The 16,337-nt window shown below is 42.5% G+C and carries 10 protein-coding genes, 3 tRNA genes and 4 rRNA genes; 6 read left to right on the top strand and 11 right to left on the bottom strand.

Going from position 1 to position 16,337, the window contains the following annotated elements; translation table 11 throughout:
- Window positions 1–6: 6 nt before the first annotated feature.
- The 4 genes from O1Q79_RS00360 to serA all read left to right on the top strand — a co-directional run bounded on the left by O1Q79_RS00360 (window position 7) and on the right by serA (window position 3,549).
- Window positions 7–330, top strand: a complete 324-nt coding sequence (locus O1Q79_RS00360) for a YbjQ family protein (RefSeq protein ID WP_386692412.1) — start codon at window positions 7–9, stop codon at window positions 328–330.
- Complete coding sequence (gene hemW, locus O1Q79_RS00355; RefSeq protein WP_386692411.1) at window positions 330–1,484, top strand: radical SAM family heme chaperone HemW; 1,155 nt, start codon at window positions 330–332, stop codon at window positions 1,482–1,484. Before O1Q79_RS00360 ends, hemW begins: the two co-directional genes overlap by 1 nt.
- A gap of 113 nt (window positions 1,485–1,597) precedes the next feature.
- Window positions 1,598–2,257: a ribose-5-phosphate isomerase RpiA gene (gene rpiA / locus O1Q79_RS00350; RefSeq protein WP_386689322.1), complete on the top strand. Its 660-nt coding sequence runs from the start codon at window positions 1,598–1,600 to the stop codon at window positions 2,255–2,257.
- Window positions 2,258–2,316: 59 nt separating this feature from the next.
- On the top strand, window positions 2,317–3,549 hold the full coding sequence (gene serA, locus O1Q79_RS00345) for a phosphoglycerate dehydrogenase (RefSeq protein ID WP_386692410.1): 1,233 nt from the start codon (window positions 2,317–2,319) through the stop codon (window positions 3,547–3,549).
- 112 nt (window positions 3,550–3,661) lie between these two features.
- Here serA and nrdG read toward each other — a convergent pair whose 3' ends face one another.
- The 9 genes from nrdG to O1Q79_RS00300 form a co-directional block, all read right to left on the bottom strand.
- Window positions 3,662–4,138 (bottom strand): anaerobic ribonucleoside-triphosphate reductase-activating protein, encoded by a 477-nt coding sequence (gene nrdG / locus O1Q79_RS00340; protein WP_386692409.1) that lies wholly within the window; start codon window positions 4,136–4,138, stop codon window positions 3,662–3,664.
- A 65-nt stretch (window positions 4,139–4,203) separates the two neighbouring features.
- Entirely contained in the window at window positions 4,204–6,330 is a 2,127-nt protein-coding gene (gene nrdD, locus O1Q79_RS00335) for an anaerobic ribonucleoside-triphosphate reductase (protein WP_386692408.1), read from the bottom strand.
- 275 nt (window positions 6,331–6,605) lie between these two features.
- Window positions 6,606–6,681: transfer RNA gene (locus O1Q79_RS00330), tRNA-Trp, on the bottom strand.
- A 35-nt stretch (window positions 6,682–6,716) separates the two neighbouring features.
- Window positions 6,717–6,793 (bottom strand) — tRNA-Asp (locus tag O1Q79_RS00325).
- Window positions 6,794–6,804: 11 nt separating this feature from the next.
- Window positions 6,805–6,920, bottom strand: a 5S ribosomal RNA gene (rrf, locus tag O1Q79_RS00320).
- Window positions 6,921–6,970: 50 nt separating this feature from the next.
- Window positions 6,971–7,086: ribosomal RNA gene (rrf, locus tag O1Q79_RS00315) — 5S ribosomal RNA — on the bottom strand.
- Window positions 7,087–7,242: 156 nt separating this feature from the next.
- Window positions 7,243–10,138, bottom strand: a 23S ribosomal RNA gene (locus O1Q79_RS00310).
- Between the two features lie 201 nt (window positions 10,139–10,339).
- Window positions 10,340–10,415 (bottom strand) — tRNA-Glu (locus O1Q79_RS00305).
- 150 nt (window positions 10,416–10,565) lie between these two features.
- Window positions 10,566–12,104, bottom strand: a 16S ribosomal RNA gene (locus O1Q79_RS00300).
- Together the 16S, 23S and 5S rRNA genes with 3 tRNA genes alongside form the textbook arrangement of a ribosomal RNA operon.
- Window positions 12,105–12,626: 522 nt before the next feature.
- Between O1Q79_RS00300 and O1Q79_RS00295 the strand changes: the two genes are divergently transcribed.
- Together O1Q79_RS00295 and O1Q79_RS00290 are read left to right on the top strand one after the other, a co-directional pair.
- A complete protein-coding gene (locus O1Q79_RS00295) occupies window positions 12,627–13,034 on the top strand; it encodes a hypothetical protein (RefSeq protein ID WP_386692407.1) in 408 nt (135 codons plus the stop codon).
- Complete coding sequence (locus O1Q79_RS00290; RefSeq protein WP_386692406.1) at window positions 13,031–13,414, top strand: hypothetical protein; 384 nt, start codon at window positions 13,031–13,033, stop codon at window positions 13,412–13,414. The genes O1Q79_RS00295 and O1Q79_RS00290 overlap by 4 nt, the downstream gene beginning before the upstream one ends.
- A gap of 35 nt (window positions 13,415–13,449) precedes the next feature.
- Here O1Q79_RS00290 and murI read toward each other — a convergent pair whose 3' ends face one another.
- Together murI and recG are read right to left on the bottom strand one after the other, a co-directional pair.
- Window positions 13,450–14,229, bottom strand: coding sequence for a glutamate racemase (gene murI / locus O1Q79_RS00285; protein ID WP_386692405.1), 780 nt, complete (start codon window positions 14,227–14,229; stop codon window positions 13,450–13,452).
- Window positions 14,230–14,255: 26 nt separating this feature from the next.
- Entirely contained in the window at window positions 14,256–16,337 is a 2,082-nt protein-coding gene (gene recG, locus O1Q79_RS00280; RefSeq protein ID WP_386692404.1) for an ATP-dependent DNA helicase RecG, read from the bottom strand.

The raw sequence follows: 16,337 nt of genomic DNA, 5'->3' as shown, positions 1-16,337 counted from the left end.
AAAACTATGTTAGTGACCACAACAAATTGTATTGAGGGCAAGCAAATCGTTGAATATAAAGAATTAGTATTTGGCGAAGTGGTGGCTGGAGCCAATTTTATTCGTGATTTCTTTGCGGGATTAACGGATATTTTTGGCGGACGTTCAGGCTCTTATGAACGTAAATTAACCAGTTCACGCCAAGAGGCATTAAATGAAATGATCGAAAATGCCCAACGTTTAGGGGCTAATGCCGTGGTCGGTGTCGAAGTAAACTATACGTCCATCGGTTCGGGTTCAAAAAGTATGTTTATGATTACCGCTAGCGGTACTGCGGTGATTGTACGTTAATGGCTCAACTGACCTTACCGCCATTAAGTTTATACGTGCATATTCCTTGGTGTGTCCAAAAATGCCCTTATTGTGATTTTAATTCCCATGCACAAAAGGGCGAAATTCCAGAAAGGGAATATGTACAACATCTGTTAACCGATTTACAACAAGATCTTGAACGTTTGAAAGACAGCGTACAGGATCGTTGTTTACATTCCATTTTTATTGGTGGTGGCACACCGAGCCTATTTTGTGCGGAAAGTATTCATCAATTATTACAGGGGATTGAGCAACAAATCCCCTTTTCACCGAATATTGAAATTACCTTAGAAGCCAACCCTGGCACCGCCGAGGCAGAGCGTTTTAAGGGTTATGTTAAAGCAGGCGTAACACGTATTTCAATGGGCATTCAAAGTTTTAACGATGAAAAATTACAAGCGTTAGGACGTATTCACAATGCAGACGAAGCCAAAACCGCGGTGCAATTTGCCAAAGATTCTGGGTTAAAAAGTTTTAATTTAGATTTAATGCACGGCTTGCCGAATCAGACGTTGCTACAAGCATTAGATGATTTACGCCAAGCTATTGTCTTAAATCCACCGCATTTATCTTGGTATCAGCTCACCATTGAACCCAATACTATGTTCGCTTATCGCCCACCACGTTTGCCAGATGACGATGAACTTTGGGATATTTTTGAACAGGGGCATCAATTATTAACCGAAGCAGGTTATCAACAATATGAAACGTCTGCCTATGCAAAACCTGATTTCCAGTGTCAGCATAATTTAAATTACTGGCGTTTTGGCGATTATTTGGCGATTGGTTGTGGCTCCCATGGCAAAATGAGTTTTACCACAGGTGAAATCTTGCGTTACAGTAAAACCAAACACCCCAAAGGTTATATGCGTGGTGAATATTTATATGAACAAAAAAACGTTCCCGAAATTGACCGCAGTTTTGAATTTTTTATGAATCGTTTTCGCTTGTTGGAGGCGGTGCCTAAAATAGAATTTGAACAATTTACAGGGCTACCACAAAGTGCGGTGCAAAAACAGATAGATTTTGCAATTAAACAAGGTTATGTACAAGAAACGCACGAACATTGGCAAATCACCCAACATGGCAAGTTGTTTTTAAATGAATTATTGGAATTATTTTTGCCTGATTAATATGAATGGTTTTATCACTGGCTATGCAATAATTTCCTGTATGATTAGCTTGTCTATCTCGCTTTTTAGTATTAAAGTGTAGCAATCGTTTTACAAAAGACTAAGGATTAAAAATGGATCAACTCGAAATGAAAAAACAGGCAGCTAAAGCCGCCTTACAATTTGTTAAACCTGATATGATCGTGGGAGTTGGTAGTGGTTCCACGGTGAATTGTTTTATTGATGTACTTGGCAGCATGGCAGACCAAATTAAAGGTGCAGTGGCGGCATCAAAAGCATCAGAAGAATTATTACGTAAGCAAGGCATTGAAGTTTTCAGTGCGAATGATGTATCGAGCTTAGATATTTATGTGGACGGTGCTGATGAAATTAATCCACAAAAAATGATGATTAAAGGTGGTGGTGCGGCGTTAACTCGTGAAAAAATCGTGGCATCATTGGCGAAGAATTTTATTTGTATTGTAGATAGTTCAAAACAAGTCGATGTGTTAGGTTCAACCTTTCCTTTACCTGTCGAAGTGATTCCAATGGCACGTTCTCAAGTGGCACGTAAATTGGTCGCTTTAGGTGGCTCTCCAGAATGGCGTGAAAATGTGATTACAGATAATGGCAATGTCATTTTAGATGTACATAATTTCAAAATTCTAAATCCAGTAGAAATGGAGAAAACATTAAACAATGTGGCGGGTGTAGTGACTAACGGGATTTTTGCTTTAAATGCGGCAAATACCGTGATTATTGGCACGCCAGATGGTGCAAAAATTATTAAATAAAGCACCGCACTTTTTCTTTCATTTATTTAAAAACACAACATAACTAAAGGAACCTAAATATGACAAGCAAAGTGTCTTTAGACAAATCAAAAATTAAATTCTTGCTGTTGGAGGGTGTGCATCAAAATGCGGTAGATATTTTGCAAGCAGCAGGCTATACCAACATTGAATATCATAAAAAAGCCCTTGAGCCAGATGAATTGAAAGTAGCCATTAAAGATGCCCATTTTGTTGGCTTACGTTCCAGAACGCATTTAACCGCTGATGTGATTGCCGAAGCAAAAAAATTGATTGCTATCGGCTGTTTCTGTATTGGCACTAACCAAGTAGATTTAAATGCCGCGAAAGTGCGTGGGATTCCAGTGTTTAACGCACCATTCTCAAATACTCGTTCAGTAGCGGAATTAGTGCTAGGGGAAATTTTATTATTGATGCGTAATATTCCAACAGCCAACGCACAGGTTCACCGTGGCGAATGGAATAAAAGTGCGGTGGGTTCTCGAGAAGTACGAGGCAAACGTTTGGGCATTGTGGGTTATGGTCATATTGGTTCGCAATTAAGTATTATTGCAGAATCCTTGGGAATGAATGTATTTTTCTATGATGTGGAAACCAAATTGCCGTTAGGAAATGCACAACAAATTTCATCACTAGAAGAATTATTAAGCACCAGTGATATTGTGTCATTGCACGTACCTGAATTGCCATCCACCAAAAACCTAATGAATGCAAAACGTATTGCTCAATTAAAACAGGATTGTATTTTCATTAATGCGGCTCGTGGAACTGTGGTGGATATTGACGCTTTGGCTGAAGCCTTAGCACAGAAAAAAATCCGTGGTGCTGCCATTGATGTATTCCCCGTGGAACCCGCATCTGCGGACGAAGTGTTTGAATCACCGTTACGTCAATTTGATAATGTAATTTTAACCCCACATATCGGTGGTTCAACTACAGAAGCACAAGAAAATATCGGTACCGAAGTGGCAAATAAATTTGTTAAATATTCCGATAACGGATCAACTCTTTCTTCGGTCAATTTCCCAGAAGTTTCTTTACCAGAACATATTGGTACAAAACGTTTATTACATATTCATCACAATAAACCGGGTATATTAAATAAAATTAACCAAATTTTTGTGGAAAGCAATATTAATATCGCTGCACAATACCTACAAACCGATCCGCAAATCGGTTATGTAGTGATTGATGTAGAAACGGAGAATACTGATGGTTTATTAACCAAACTCAAAGCCATTGAGGGGACGATTAGAGCGAGAGTATTGTTCTAAAAGTTTGTAAAAACTAACCGCACTTAATCTACACCCCAAAAGTTAGACTAATAACTAATTAAGGTGTAGATTTTTGGCATCTAATTAGATCAAATTTGCCATACTTTCATTTTCAAAAATCACTTTCCTTTAACCGGTATATTACCTGATTAGCCGAACCACGCCAGACTAGACTTGGATCAGCTTGCTCTTGAATAAATTTACCATCAATTAGCACATCAATATAAGGTAGCATCTTACGTTGTTGCTCATTTAATTCTGCCAGTGTATAGCCTGTCCATAGCCAAATATCTTTGTCTGGACATTGTTGTTTTACTCGTTTAACAAATGGTAATAAACATTCCACATTACGTGGATGTAAGGGATCGCCGCCAGAAAGGGTTAAACCTTGACGCTTAATACGCGTATCTTGTAAATCTCGAATAATTTGTTGTTCCATGGAATTATCAAAAGGCAAACCCGCACTAAATGACCAACTTTTTTGATTATAACACCCTTTACAAGCATGCTCGCAACCACTTACGAAGAGCGTACAGCGTGTGCCTTCACCATTGATGATATCCACAGGATAATATTGTAAATAATTCATTTTATTAGAAAGAGAGAAAGTGCGGTGATTTTTGAAAACCTTTATCAAAAATACCGCACTTTAGATTATAAATGTTTCACCCGACGTTTCACTTCTTCTTGTTTACCGGGATTAAACGGTCGAGCATCCGGGCTACCTAAGTAACCGCACACACGACGAGTGACTGATACCGTATTACTATCATGGTTGCCACATTTAGGACAGGTAAAACCCTTACTTGTACACTCAAATTCACCAGTAAAACCACAAAGATAGCATTCGTCAATCGGTGTGTTTGTACCATAATAAGGCACTCGGTCATAACTATAATCCCACACATCTTCCAACGCTTTGAGATTATGCTGAATATTTGGATATTCCCCATAACAAATAAAACCACCACTGGCTAACGGTGGATATGGCATCTCAAAATCCAGCTTATCGTATGGATTGACTTTCTTCTCTACATCGAGATGATAACTATTGGTGTAATAACCTTTATCCGTCACCCCCTCAATAATTCCAAATTGTTTGGTATCCAAACGGCAAAAACGATCACAAAGGTTTTCACTCGGTGTGGAATAAAGGCTAAAAGCGTAACCCGTTTCAGCACTCCAACATTTCACCGCATGGCTTAAATGTTGCACAATATTGATGCCTTTTTCTCGTAAAATTTCGCTATCATAAATATGTCCAGCTTGATATAACGCATTCACTGTCTCATAAATACCGATATAACCAAGAGAAATAGACGCTCTGCCATTTTTGAAAATCTCCGCCACACCATCATCTGCTTTTAATCGTACGCCACAAGCCCCTTCCATATATAAAATTGGCGCGACTCGAGCTTTGGTTTGCTCAAGTCGTGCAATACGAGTTAATAGGGCTTTTTTAGCAACCGCTAAGCGTTGATCTAAAATTTGATAAAAACGCGATTCAGAACCTCGCGCTTCTAAAGCAATACGCGGTAAATTTAAACTCACCACGCCAAGATTATTACGTCCATCATGAATTTCTTGTCCATGCTCTAGATATTTACCTAAAAAACTACGACAGCCCATTGGCGCTTTAAATGATCCTGTGACGTTTACCACTTGCTCATAATTTAAAATATCCGGGTACATCCGCTTAGAAGCACATTCTAAAGCTAATTGTTTAATATCATAATTAGGATCCTGAATGGAATGATTCACACCTTTTTTGATCGTGAAAACTAATTTAGGAAAAACAGGCGTTTTATGATTCTTACCCAAACCACGAATACGATTTTGCAAAATAGATTTTTGGATTAAACGAGATTGCCAGCTTGTGCCTAAACCAAAACCGAAAGTCACAAAGGGGGTTTGACCATTTGCAGTATGTAACGTATTCACTTGATATTCTAAAGATTGAAACGCATCAAAACATTCTTTTTCAATAAGCGTATTGGCATAACCTTGTGGATCAGGAATTTGCCACTGTTCGGCAATTTTGAGTAATTTCTCATAACTGATTTGTACATAAGGTGCTAACACTTCATCAATTCGATTAATGGTTGTCCCACCATAAATATGGCTAGCTACTTGAGCAATAATTTGTGCGGTTACTGCCGTTGCCGTACCAATGGATCTAGGTGGTTCAATTTCTGCATTACCCATTTTAAAACCTTGAGTCAGCATGCCATTAAGATCAACTAACATACAGTTAAACATGGGAAAAAACGGGGAATAGTCTAAATCATGGTAATGAATTTCACCTTTCTCGTGAGCATCAACTACATCTTTTGGTAACAAATATTGTTTAGCATAATGTTTAGCGACAATACCGGCTAATAAGTCTCGCTGTGTTGGGATAACTTTGGCATCTTTATTGGCATTTTCATTTAAGACCGCCATATTTGTTTGCTCAATCAGCCCTTCAATTTCTCGAGTTAAAGCGCTATGTTTTTCACGAGCAGAATCTCGATCGTGGCGATATTCAATATAAGCTCTCGCTACCTGTGGATATTCACTCGCCATTAATTTATTTTCTACGATATTTTGAATATGGCTGATGTCTATTTCTGTTTGATAAGTCGAAAAAATTTCATCACAAACTTGCTGCCCAATTTTGTGATAATAACGCTCATCGTGAATATTGACGGCTTTAGATGCTTTTTTGATGGCATTAATAATCCGTTGAATTTCAAAACTAGCAAGTGAACCATCTCGCTTCGTAACAGAAAAAGAAACCATAACAACCCCATATATTGTGTTTATTAAAAATAAAAACACTATATATAGAAGAATCATGAAATTCAAGTTAAAAATATGACGAAAGTTTGACTCAGATCAAAGGTAAAAATTAAATCATTAATTTAGTTGAAGTAATTAAGCTAAAAATATTATGAATTTTTCACCGCACTAAAGTAAATAACTCTCAATGATCTGAAATTTGCAACAAATTTACGATACTTGAAGTATAAATTTACTGAATGAAAAATTCACAGATTAATAATAAAGAGATAAAATGGCAGGGGCGGAGAGGCTCGAACTCCCAGCATTCGGTTTTGGAGACCGACGCTCTACCAATTGAACTACGCCCCTGTAAAGAGAGAGCTGATTAAATCAGCTAAATAAGTTGGCGGAATGGACGGGACTCGAACCCGCGACCCCCTGCGTGACAGGCAGGTATTCTAACCAGCTGAACTACCACTCCGCAAATAGGGTAATTGGCAGTGACCTACTCTCACATTGGGAAGCCCAACACTACCATCAGCGTTACAGCATTTCACTTCTGAGTTCGGCATGGGATCAGGTGGAACTACTGCACTATGACTGCCAAAAAATTTTATTTGTTTAATTCACTCAACAAAAATGAATTAAACAAATAAATCCCTGATGGCGACCTACTCTCACATTGGGAAACCCAACACTACCATCGGCATTACAGCATTTCACTTCTGAGTTCGGCATGGGTTCAGGTGGCGCTACTGCATTATGACCATCAGGATTATTCCTTTGATGATTGGGCCTTTTAAATCACGACCCTACTTATTTTTTAGTCTTCTTCTAAAATTTGAAACAAGCTGTCTGTTCGATTTTCTTTTGTCTGTACTGCTTTATTTAGTTCTTAGCTTAATCCACCCAAAAACACTTGAGCGTTGTATAGTTAAGTCTCTCGGGCAATTAGTATAACTTAGCTCAACGGCTCACACCGCTTACACATGTTACCTATCTACGTCGTAGTCTTCAACAACCCTTACACCCTTATAGGGTGGGAGAACTCATCTCTTGGCAAGTTTCGTGCTTAGATGCTTTCAGCACTTATCTCTTCCGCATGTAGCTACCCAGCAATGCGTCTGGCGACACAACTGGAACACCAGGGATGCGTCCACTCCGGTCCTCTCGTACTAGGAGCAGCCCCAACCAATTCTCCTACGCCCACGGCAGATAGGGACCGAACTGTCTCACGACGTTCTAAACCCAGCTCGCGTACCACTTTAAATGGCGAACAGCCATACCCTTGGGACCTACTTCAGCCCCAGGATGTGATGAGCCGACATCGAGGTGCCAAACACCGCCGTCGATATGAACTCTTGGGCGGTATCAGCCTGTTATCCCCGGAGTACCTTTTATCCGTTGAGCGATGGCCCTTCCATTCAGAACCACCGGATCACTATGACCTACTTTCGTACCTGCTCGACTTGTCCGTCTCGCAGTTAAGCTTGCTTTTACCATTGCACTAACCTGACGATGTCCGACCGTCATTAGCAAACCTTCGTGCTCCTCCGTTACTCTTTGGGAGGAGACCGCCCCAGTCAAACTACCCACCAGACACTGTCCGAATACCCGTTCCGGATATTTCGTTAGAACATCAAACGTTAAAGGGTGGTATTTCAAGGTCGTCTCCACTCAAACTGGCGTTTAAGTTTCTCTGACTCCCACCTATCCTACACATCAAAATTCAAGGTTCAGTGTCAAGCTATAGTAAAGGTTCACGGGGTCTTTCCGTCTAGCCGCGGGTACACCGCATCTTCACGGCGATTTCAATTTCACTGAGTCTCGGGTGGAGACAGCCTGGCCATCATTATGCCATTCGTGCAGGTCGGAACTTACCCGACAAGGAATTTCGCTACCTTAGGACCGTTATAGTTACGGCCGCCGTTTACTGGGGCTTCGATCAGGTGCTTCTCTTGCGATTACACCATCAATTAACCTTCCAGCACCGGGCAGGCATCACACCCTATACGTCCACTTTCGTGTTTGCAGAGTGCTGTGTTTTTAATAAACAGTTGCAGCCAGCTGGTATCTTCGACCGGTTCAACCTTCATCTGTAAAAGACTACAATCTACGCCGGCGCACCTTCTCCCGAAGTTACGGTGCTATTTTGCCTAGTTCCTTCACCCGAGTTCTCTCAAGCGCCTGAGTATTCTCTACCTGACCACCTGTGTCGGTTTTCAGTACGGTTTAGATAAACCTGAAGCTTAGTGGCTTTTCCTGGAAGTGTGGTATCAACAACTTCGCTCCCTTAGGAGCTCGTCATCACGCCTTAGTGTTGAATGGGAAACCGGATTTGCCTAGTTTCCCCACCTACACGCTTAAACAGCCATCCAATAGGCTGCTTGCATAACCTTCTCCGTCCCCACATCGCAATTTATCCAAGTACGGGAATATTAACCCGTTTCCCATCGACTACGCTTTTCAGCCTCGCCTTAGGGGCCGACTCACCCTGCCCCGATTAACGTTGGACAGGAACCCTTGGTCTTCCGGCGAACGAGTTTTTCACTCGTTTTATCGTTACTTATGTCAGCATTCGCACTTGTGATACGTCCAGCAAGCCTCTCGACTCACCTTCATCCGCTTACACAACGCTCCCCTACCCAACAAGATTACTCTTGATGCCGCAGCTTCGGTGACTAGTTTTAGCCCCGTTACATCTTCCGCGCAGGCCGACTCGACTAGTGAGCTATTACGCTTTCTTTAAATGATGGCTGCTTCTAAGCCAACATCCTAGCTGTCTAAGCCTTCCCACTTCGTTTCCCACTTAACTAGTACTTTGGGACCTTAGCTGGCGGTCTGGGTTGTTTCCCTCTTCACGATGGACGTTAGCACCCACCGTGTGTCTCCTATGCACTACTCTTCGGTATTCGCAGTTTGCATCGGGTTGGTAATCCGGGATGGACCCCTAGCCGAAACAGTGCTCTACCCCCGAAGGTATTCACATAAGGCTCTACCTAAATAGATTTCGGGGAGAACCAGCTATCTCCCGGTTTGATTGGCCTTTCACCCCCAGCCACAAGTCATCCGCTAATTTTTCAACATTAGTCGGTTCGGTCCTCCAGTTAGTGTTACCCAACCTTCAACCTGCCCATGGCTAGATCACCGGGTTTCGGGTCTATACCTTGCAACTCACCGCCCAGTTAAGACTCGGTTTCCCTTCGGCTCCCTTATTCAGTTAACCTCGCTACAAAATATAAGTCGCTGACCCATTATACAAAAGGTACGCAGTCACCCTTGCGGGCTCCCACTGCTTGTACGTACACGGTTTCAGGTTCTATTTCACTCCCCTCGCTGGGGTTCTTTTCGCCTTTCCTTCACAGTACTGGTTCACTATCGGTCAATCAGGAGTATTTAGCCTTAGAGGATGGTCCCCCTATCTTCAGACAGAATTTCTCGTGTTCCGCCCTACTTCTTGTTAGCTTAGTACCACAATATAACTTTCAGATACGGGACTATCACCCTGTGTCGTTGAACTTCCCAGTTCATTCTCTTAGTTTTATCGCTATTACTAACGGCTCCTCCGCTTTCGCTCGCCGCTACTCACAGAATCTCGGTTGATTTCTTTTCCTCGGGGTACTTAGATGTTTCAGTTCTCCCGGTTTGCTTCGTTATTCTATGTATTCAAATAACGATGCTAGATTCTTCATCTAGCGGGTTTCCCCATTCGGATATCTTGGATTAAACGCCTCTTATCAACTCATCCAAGCTTTTCGCAGATTAGCACGTCCTTCTTCGCCTCTGATTGCCTAGGCATCCACCGTGTACGCTTAGTCTCTTAACTATACAACCTCAAATGTTTTTTTAGAACAATTGATATTGCGTTTCAACTAAACACTTGACTGCTTTTGTTCAGTCAAGATTTTTTCTTCTACTCAGACTTTCTTGTGTTAATTCACTTTCGTCAATTAACCCGAAAATCTCTCAGTTTTCAGCTTGTTTCCAATTTTTTAAAGAACAGTAAGATAAATAAATCATCTTTAATTGGCGTCCCCACGGGGATTCGAACCCCGGTTACCGCCGTGAAAGGGCGATGTCCTAGGCCTCTAGACGATGGGGACAACAGGTAAAGAGTATCTATTGTCTTTTCTTTCGCACTTCCTTTTTCATGTTGCTCGACCTAGTAAGCAGTCAAAAGTGCGGTCTTTTTTCTTTCTTTTCTACTTTTTATCAGACTATCTGTGTGGACACTTATTGTCGCTCGTTTTGGGTAAGGAGGTGATCCAACCGCAGGTTCCCCTACGGTTACCTTGTTACGACTTCACCCCAGTCATGAATCATACCGTGGTAAACGCCCCCCTTGCGGTTAAGCTATCTACTTCTGGTACAACCCACTCCCATGGTGTGACGGGCGGTGTGTACAAGGCCCGGGAACGTATTCACCGCAACATTCTGATTTGCGATTACTAGCGATTCCGACTTCATGGAGTCGAGTTGCAGACTCCAATCCGGACTACGATGCACTTTCTGAGATTCGCTCCCCTTCGCAGGTTTGCCGCCCTCTGTATGCACCATTGTAGCACGTGTGTAGCCCTACTCGTAAGGGCCATGATGACTTGACGTCATCCCCACCTTCCTCCAGTTTATCACTGGCAGTCTCCTTTGAGTTCCCATCTTTACATGCTGGCAACAAAGGATAAGGGTTGCGCTCGTTGCGGGACTTAACCCAACATTTCACAACACGAGCTGACGACAGCCATGCAGCACCTGTCTCATAGTTCCCGAAGGCACTCCAGTATCTCTACTAGATTCTATGGATGTCAAGAGTAGGTAAGGTTCTTCGCGTTGCATCGAATTAAACCACATGCTCCACCGCTTGTGCGGGCCCCCGTCAATTCATTTGAGTTTTAACCTTGCGGCCGTACTCCCCAGGCGGTCGATTTATCACGTTTGCTACGGGCACCAAGCCTAAAGCCCAATCCCCAAATCGACATCGTTTACAGCGTGGACTACCAGGGTATCTAATCCTGTTTGCTCCCCACGCTTTCGCACATGAGCGTCAGTATCTTCCCAAGGGGCTGCCTTCGCCTTCGGTATTCCTCCACATCTCTACGCATTTCACCGCTACACGTGGAATTCTACCCCTCCCTAAAGTACTCTAGCTACCCAGTCTGAAATGCAATTCCAAAGTTAAGCTCTGGGATTTCACATCTCACTTAAGTAACCGCCTGCGTGCCCTTTACGCCCAGTTATTCCGATTAACGCTCGCACCCTCCGTATTACCGCGGCTGCTGGCACGGAGTTAGCCGGTGCTTCTTCTGTAGTTAACGTCAATCTAATAAGCTATTCACTTATTAGCCTTCCTCACCACCGAAAGAACTTTACAACCCGAAGGCCTTCTTCATTCACGCGGCATGGCTGCGTCAGGGTTCCCCCCATTGCGCAATATTCCCCACTGCTGCCTCCCGTAGGAGTCTGGACCGTGTCTCAGTTCCAGTGTGGCTGGTCATCCTCTCAGACCAGCTAGAGATCGTCGGCTTGGTAGGCCTTTACCCTACCAACTACCTAATCCCACTTGGGCTCATCTTATGGCATATGGTCTTGCGATCCCATACTTTAATCCGAAGATATTACGCGGTATTAGCGACAGTTTCCCGTCGTTATCCCCCTCCATAAGCCAGATCCCCAAGCATTACTCACCCGTCCGCCACTCTCACGAAAAGTACAAGTACTTTCCGCTACCGTTCGACTTGCATGTGTTAAGCCTGCCGCCAGCGTTCAATCTGAGCCATGATCAAACTCTTCAATTTAAGTTCGATCGCTCAATAAACTGCTTGCTTTTAAATCTTTCTTTTCATTCCCAAAAGAACAAAAAGTTAATGAATTTCTAAGTTAAGCACCTATTAAGACTTCAAGTTTTATTTAATTTTTTAAAACTAGTCAATCAACAAGTGCCCACACAGATTGTCTGATAAATTGTTAAAGAACGTTCGCTTATTTTAGCGAAAATAAAACGACGCACGTTAGAAAGTTTCAGTTTTCACAACTGTGCGTCGTTGTGTGGGGCGTATTATAGAGATCTCAGAATCCTTTGCAAGTGTTTTTTGCAAAAAAAGTGAAAAATTCCTTTATTCGATTGCGATTTAACCAAACTACGTAAAAAAAAGCACCCAACCGTCATTGAGTGCCTTTGATTACTGGAGTTTTGCTCAAAAATAAAGCGGTTAAAATAATAACAAATTGTACAAAAAAAAAACAATGTTATTATGCGTTCGTTTTAATCTTTTACGTTAAAACCATTCTTTGATATCCACTACAATAAGGAAATACTGATGAAAAAACTAATCGCAACCGCGCTATTTTCTGCCTTATTTTGTACAAGTGCGTTGGCTTACACTCATACAACAGAAGATCAAGCGGACGTTGCTCAACTACAAAAATATGCCCAACAAGGCAACTTTGATGAAGTAAAAGCACTCTCTCTTAAACTTGCTAAAAAAAGTAATCCAACAGGATTAGGTTATCTAGGTTATGTAGATACTTATCCACTCACCATTAAATTTTTTGAAGAAAACGGTACTAAATCTACAAAAGAAGACGTAATTCGAGCGGTTTTTGAGCTTGAGCAAAATTGCGTGGAAAAACACAATCTAACCAGCTGCCGTCTTTGGGAACAAAGCCAACTTAACGGCAGAGCCTATCTTGATAAATTAGACATCTTAAATGGAGAAAGAAAATGAAAAAACTCACTGCCACCGCCTTATTAACCGCCTTCTTCGCACTAAACAGTTCTTCTGCATTGGCTATTAGCGATACACAAAAATTGCAACGTGTTGAAAAAGCCATTGAGAATGAACAATTCCTTTTACCAAGTTCAAAGTCTGAACAGGAGAATATGGATGCTATCGCTATGCAATATGAACTTGATCTGTTAGAAAAAGGAAATCCTGATGCTAAAACATACTATTTAATGTTGCAGATAACTAGAGACAAGCCAATAGAAGAACAAACAATCTATCTTAAAGAACTGTTAAAATGGAAAAAATCTTGTAAAACTAATTCTCAAGGAACAGGTTGCCATAATTGGAACGACTTTAAAAAAATGGCTAATAAAAAGTAGCCCCCCAAAAAAACACGCCCCAAGGCGTGTTTTTTTTACACCGCCAACAATCGCAACTCCATAAACCCCCAATCCTTTAACACCTTTTCTTTCTGCTGAAAATCATCGGGGCGTTGGGTACAAAAAGCGATATTGTCTGCGGTTGCATCGCTCACGTCTGCCAATAAACTGGCGACCCGATTGGCGATGCCTTCGGCTGGGTCGACGAAGTATTTCACTTGCGGTAATAATTGGTGTAATTCGTCTTTCACTAGGGGGAAATGGGTGCAGCCTAAAATCACGGTGTCGAGTGCGGTGATATGTTGCCACGGTTTAATTTCGTTGGCTAAACGGGATAAATCCAGTTTTCCCGTTTGTTGTTTTTGTTCTGCCATTTCCACTAACGCAGTGGAGCCGATTTTTTCCACGGTGCAATCGGGGGCGTATTTTTCAATTAAGTCAGTTACATAATCCCGTTCTATCGTGCCTTTCGTGGCTAACAAACCGATGACTTTAGTTTGCGATAATTTGGCGGCAGGTTTAATGGCAGGAACCGTCCCCACCACGGGAAAGGCAAATTTGGCTCGCAAGGCAGGCAATACCACCGTGCTGGCAGTGTTGCACGCCACCACCACCATATCAATAGCGAATTGCTCGGCTAATGTTCCCACGATTTTTTCCGCTCGTTCAATTAATAGGGACGTGGATTTTTCCGAATAGGGGAAAAAGGCGTTGTCCAAGCAATACAAATAGCGTGCGTTAGGAAAATGATGGCGAACCGCATCATAGATGGTTAAGCCGCCCATTCCAGAATCATATAAAAGTATCGTTGTCATAAAATTTTCTCAAAAAACACCGCACATTAAGCGTTACTATATATTTCTTTATTATTTAACCAGCGTTTAATCAATGCATCCGCCACATCAGGGCATTTTACAATCAGCTGTTTGGCATAATGTTGCACGGTGGGGATCATTTTGCGATCTCGCATTAAATTCGCCACTTTAAATTCCGCCACGCCCGTTTGTTTGGTACCTAGCACTTCCCCCGGCCCGCGAATTTCTAAATCTCGTTCGGAAATCACAAAACCGTCTTGACTGTCTCGCAACACCTGCAAGCGTTTTTGCGAAATTTTACCCAACGGCGGTTTGTACATTAGCACGCAAAACGAAGCGGTGCTGCCACGCCCAACCCGTCCACGCAATTGGTGCAACTGCGACAGCCCCAACCGTTCGGCATTTTCAATAATCATCAGGCTGGCATTCGGCACGTCCACGCCCACTTCAATCACCGTAGTCGCCACCAACAAATCCAGCTCAGCATCTTTAAACGATTGCATAATGGCTTGTTTTTCCGCAGGTTTTAGCCGTCCGTGGACTAAACCGATACGCAATTGTGGCAACGCCTTACGCAAATCTTCCGCAATGGCTTCAGCAGCTTGAGCTTCTAACACTTCGCTTTCATCAATCAGGGTGCAGACCCAGTAGGCTTGGCGTTTTTCCTGCGTGCAAGCATTATGCACCCGTGCCACAATTTCCGCTCGGCGTTCTTCGGACATCACCACCGTAGTAATTGGCGTTCGCCCAGGGGGCAGTTCATCAATGATGGACGTATCAAGATCCGCATACACCGTCATTGCCAGCGTTCTCGGAATTGGCGTAGCGGTCATAATTAATTGGTGCGGATAAAAGCCTGCTTTTTCGCCTTTTTCTCGCAACATTAAGCGTTGATGTACGCCGAAACGGTGTTGCTCATCAATAATTACTAAAGCTAAATTGGCAAATTCCACCTCTTGTTGAAATAAAGCGTGAGTGCCGACCACCATTTGAACCGCTCCAGTTTGGATTTTTTCCAATTCAGCGGTACGAGCTTTGCCTTTTACTTTACCTGCTAACCAACCCACTTCAATCCCCAACGGCTCAAACCAACGGCGGAAATTTTGGGCGTGTTGTTCTGCTAAAATTTCAGTCGGTGCCATTAAGGCGACCTGTTTGCCGTTATCAATAGCAACTAAGGCAGCAAGGGCTGCCACCAGTGTCTTGCCCGATCCTACATCCCCTTGGACTAATCGCATCATGGGGTGTTCCAATGCCAAATCTTGCTCAATATCTGACATTACTCGGCTTTGTGCCTTGGTCGGTTTAAACGGTAATTGAGCCAGAAAACGGGATTTTAAATCCGTTTGATAATTCAAGGGCAAAGCATAATGCTGTTGTGTCCCCAAACGAACTTTTTGCATTGCTAAATTATGCGCCAATAATTCTTCAAAAATTAACCGCACTTGAGCAGGGTGTTGCCCTTTTTCGAGTATTTCTAGCGAAATATCGGGCGGTGGACGATGTAAAAAGCGAATGGCATCTTTTAAGCTAAAAGGATTTGGATTAAATTCATTAGGCAAAATCTCAACAATTTGAATCTTGTCTAATAATTCAATAGCTTGATCAGTGAGTTTGCGTAAGGAATTTTGTTTTAAGCCTTCCGTGGTGGCATAAATGGGCGTGAGCGTTTCATCTAATTGCAAAGGCTGATTATCCCGAATAATTTGGTATTCGGGGTGATGAATTTCCGCCATAAAACGACCACGTTTCACTTCACCAAAGGCTTTCACTCGCACACCGATTTGGAAACTGTTTTTCATTCCTGCGTTAAAATTAAAGAAACGCAGCATGATTTTAGATGTGCCATCAGACAGGCTCACGGTTAAGATCGGGCGGCGACCGAATTGGACTTCGCAGGTTTGCACCACGGCTTCAATGGTGGCATATTGTTCAGGGCGAAGATCGGCAATGGGCGTGATATGAGTACGATCTTCATATCGAACAGGTAAATGAAATAAAAGATCTTGTAAATTATTGATCCCGAGACGACTTAATTTAGCCGAAACTGCCGTTCCAACGCCTGATAACGTGGTGAGTGGAATAGCATCAAGCAGTTGTAGGCTCAT

This window comes from Lonepinella sp. MS14434, assembly GCF_042468235.1.
GTDB lineage: Bacteria > Pseudomonadota > Gammaproteobacteria > Enterobacterales > Pasteurellaceae > Lonepinella.
This window is presented reverse-complemented; position numbering and strand designations above follow the sequence as displayed.

What these genes read in the sequence shown, in the direction of transcription:
- O1Q79_RS00360 (WP_386692412.1), top strand. Translation starts at nt 7, where the DNA reads ATGTTAGTGACCACAACAAATTGTATTGAGGGCAAGCAAATCGTTGAA.
- hemW (WP_386692411.1), top strand. Translation starts at nt 330, where the DNA reads ATGGCTCAACTGACCTTACCGCCATTAAGTTTATACGTGCATATTCCT.
- rpiA (WP_386689322.1), top strand. Translation starts at nt 1,598, where the DNA reads ATGGATCAACTCGAAATGAAAAAACAGGCAGCTAAAGCCGCCTTACAA.
- serA (WP_386692410.1), top strand. Translation starts at nt 2,317, where the DNA reads ATGACAAGCAAAGTGTCTTTAGACAAATCAAAAATTAAATTCTTGCTG.
- nrdG (WP_386692409.1), bottom strand. Translation starts at nt 4,138, where the DNA reads ATGAATTATTTACAATATTATCCTGTGGATATCATCAATGGTGAAGGC.
- nrdD (WP_386692408.1), bottom strand. Translation starts at nt 6,330, where the DNA reads ATGGTTTCTTTTTCTGTTACGAAGCGAGATGGTTCACTTGCTAGTTTT.
- O1Q79_RS00295 (WP_386692407.1), top strand. Translation starts at nt 12,627, where the DNA reads ATGAAAAAACTAATCGCAACCGCGCTATTTTCTGCCTTATTTTGTACA.
- O1Q79_RS00290 (WP_386692406.1), top strand. Translation starts at nt 13,031, where the DNA reads ATGAAAAAACTCACTGCCACCGCCTTATTAACCGCCTTCTTCGCACTA.
- murI (WP_386692405.1), bottom strand. Translation starts at nt 14,229, where the DNA reads ATGACAACGATACTTTTATATGATTCTGGAATGGGCGGCTTAACCATC.
- recG (WP_386692404.1), bottom strand. Translation starts at nt 16,337, where the DNA reads ATGAGCCTACAACTGCTTGATGCTATTCCACTCACCACGTTATCAGGC.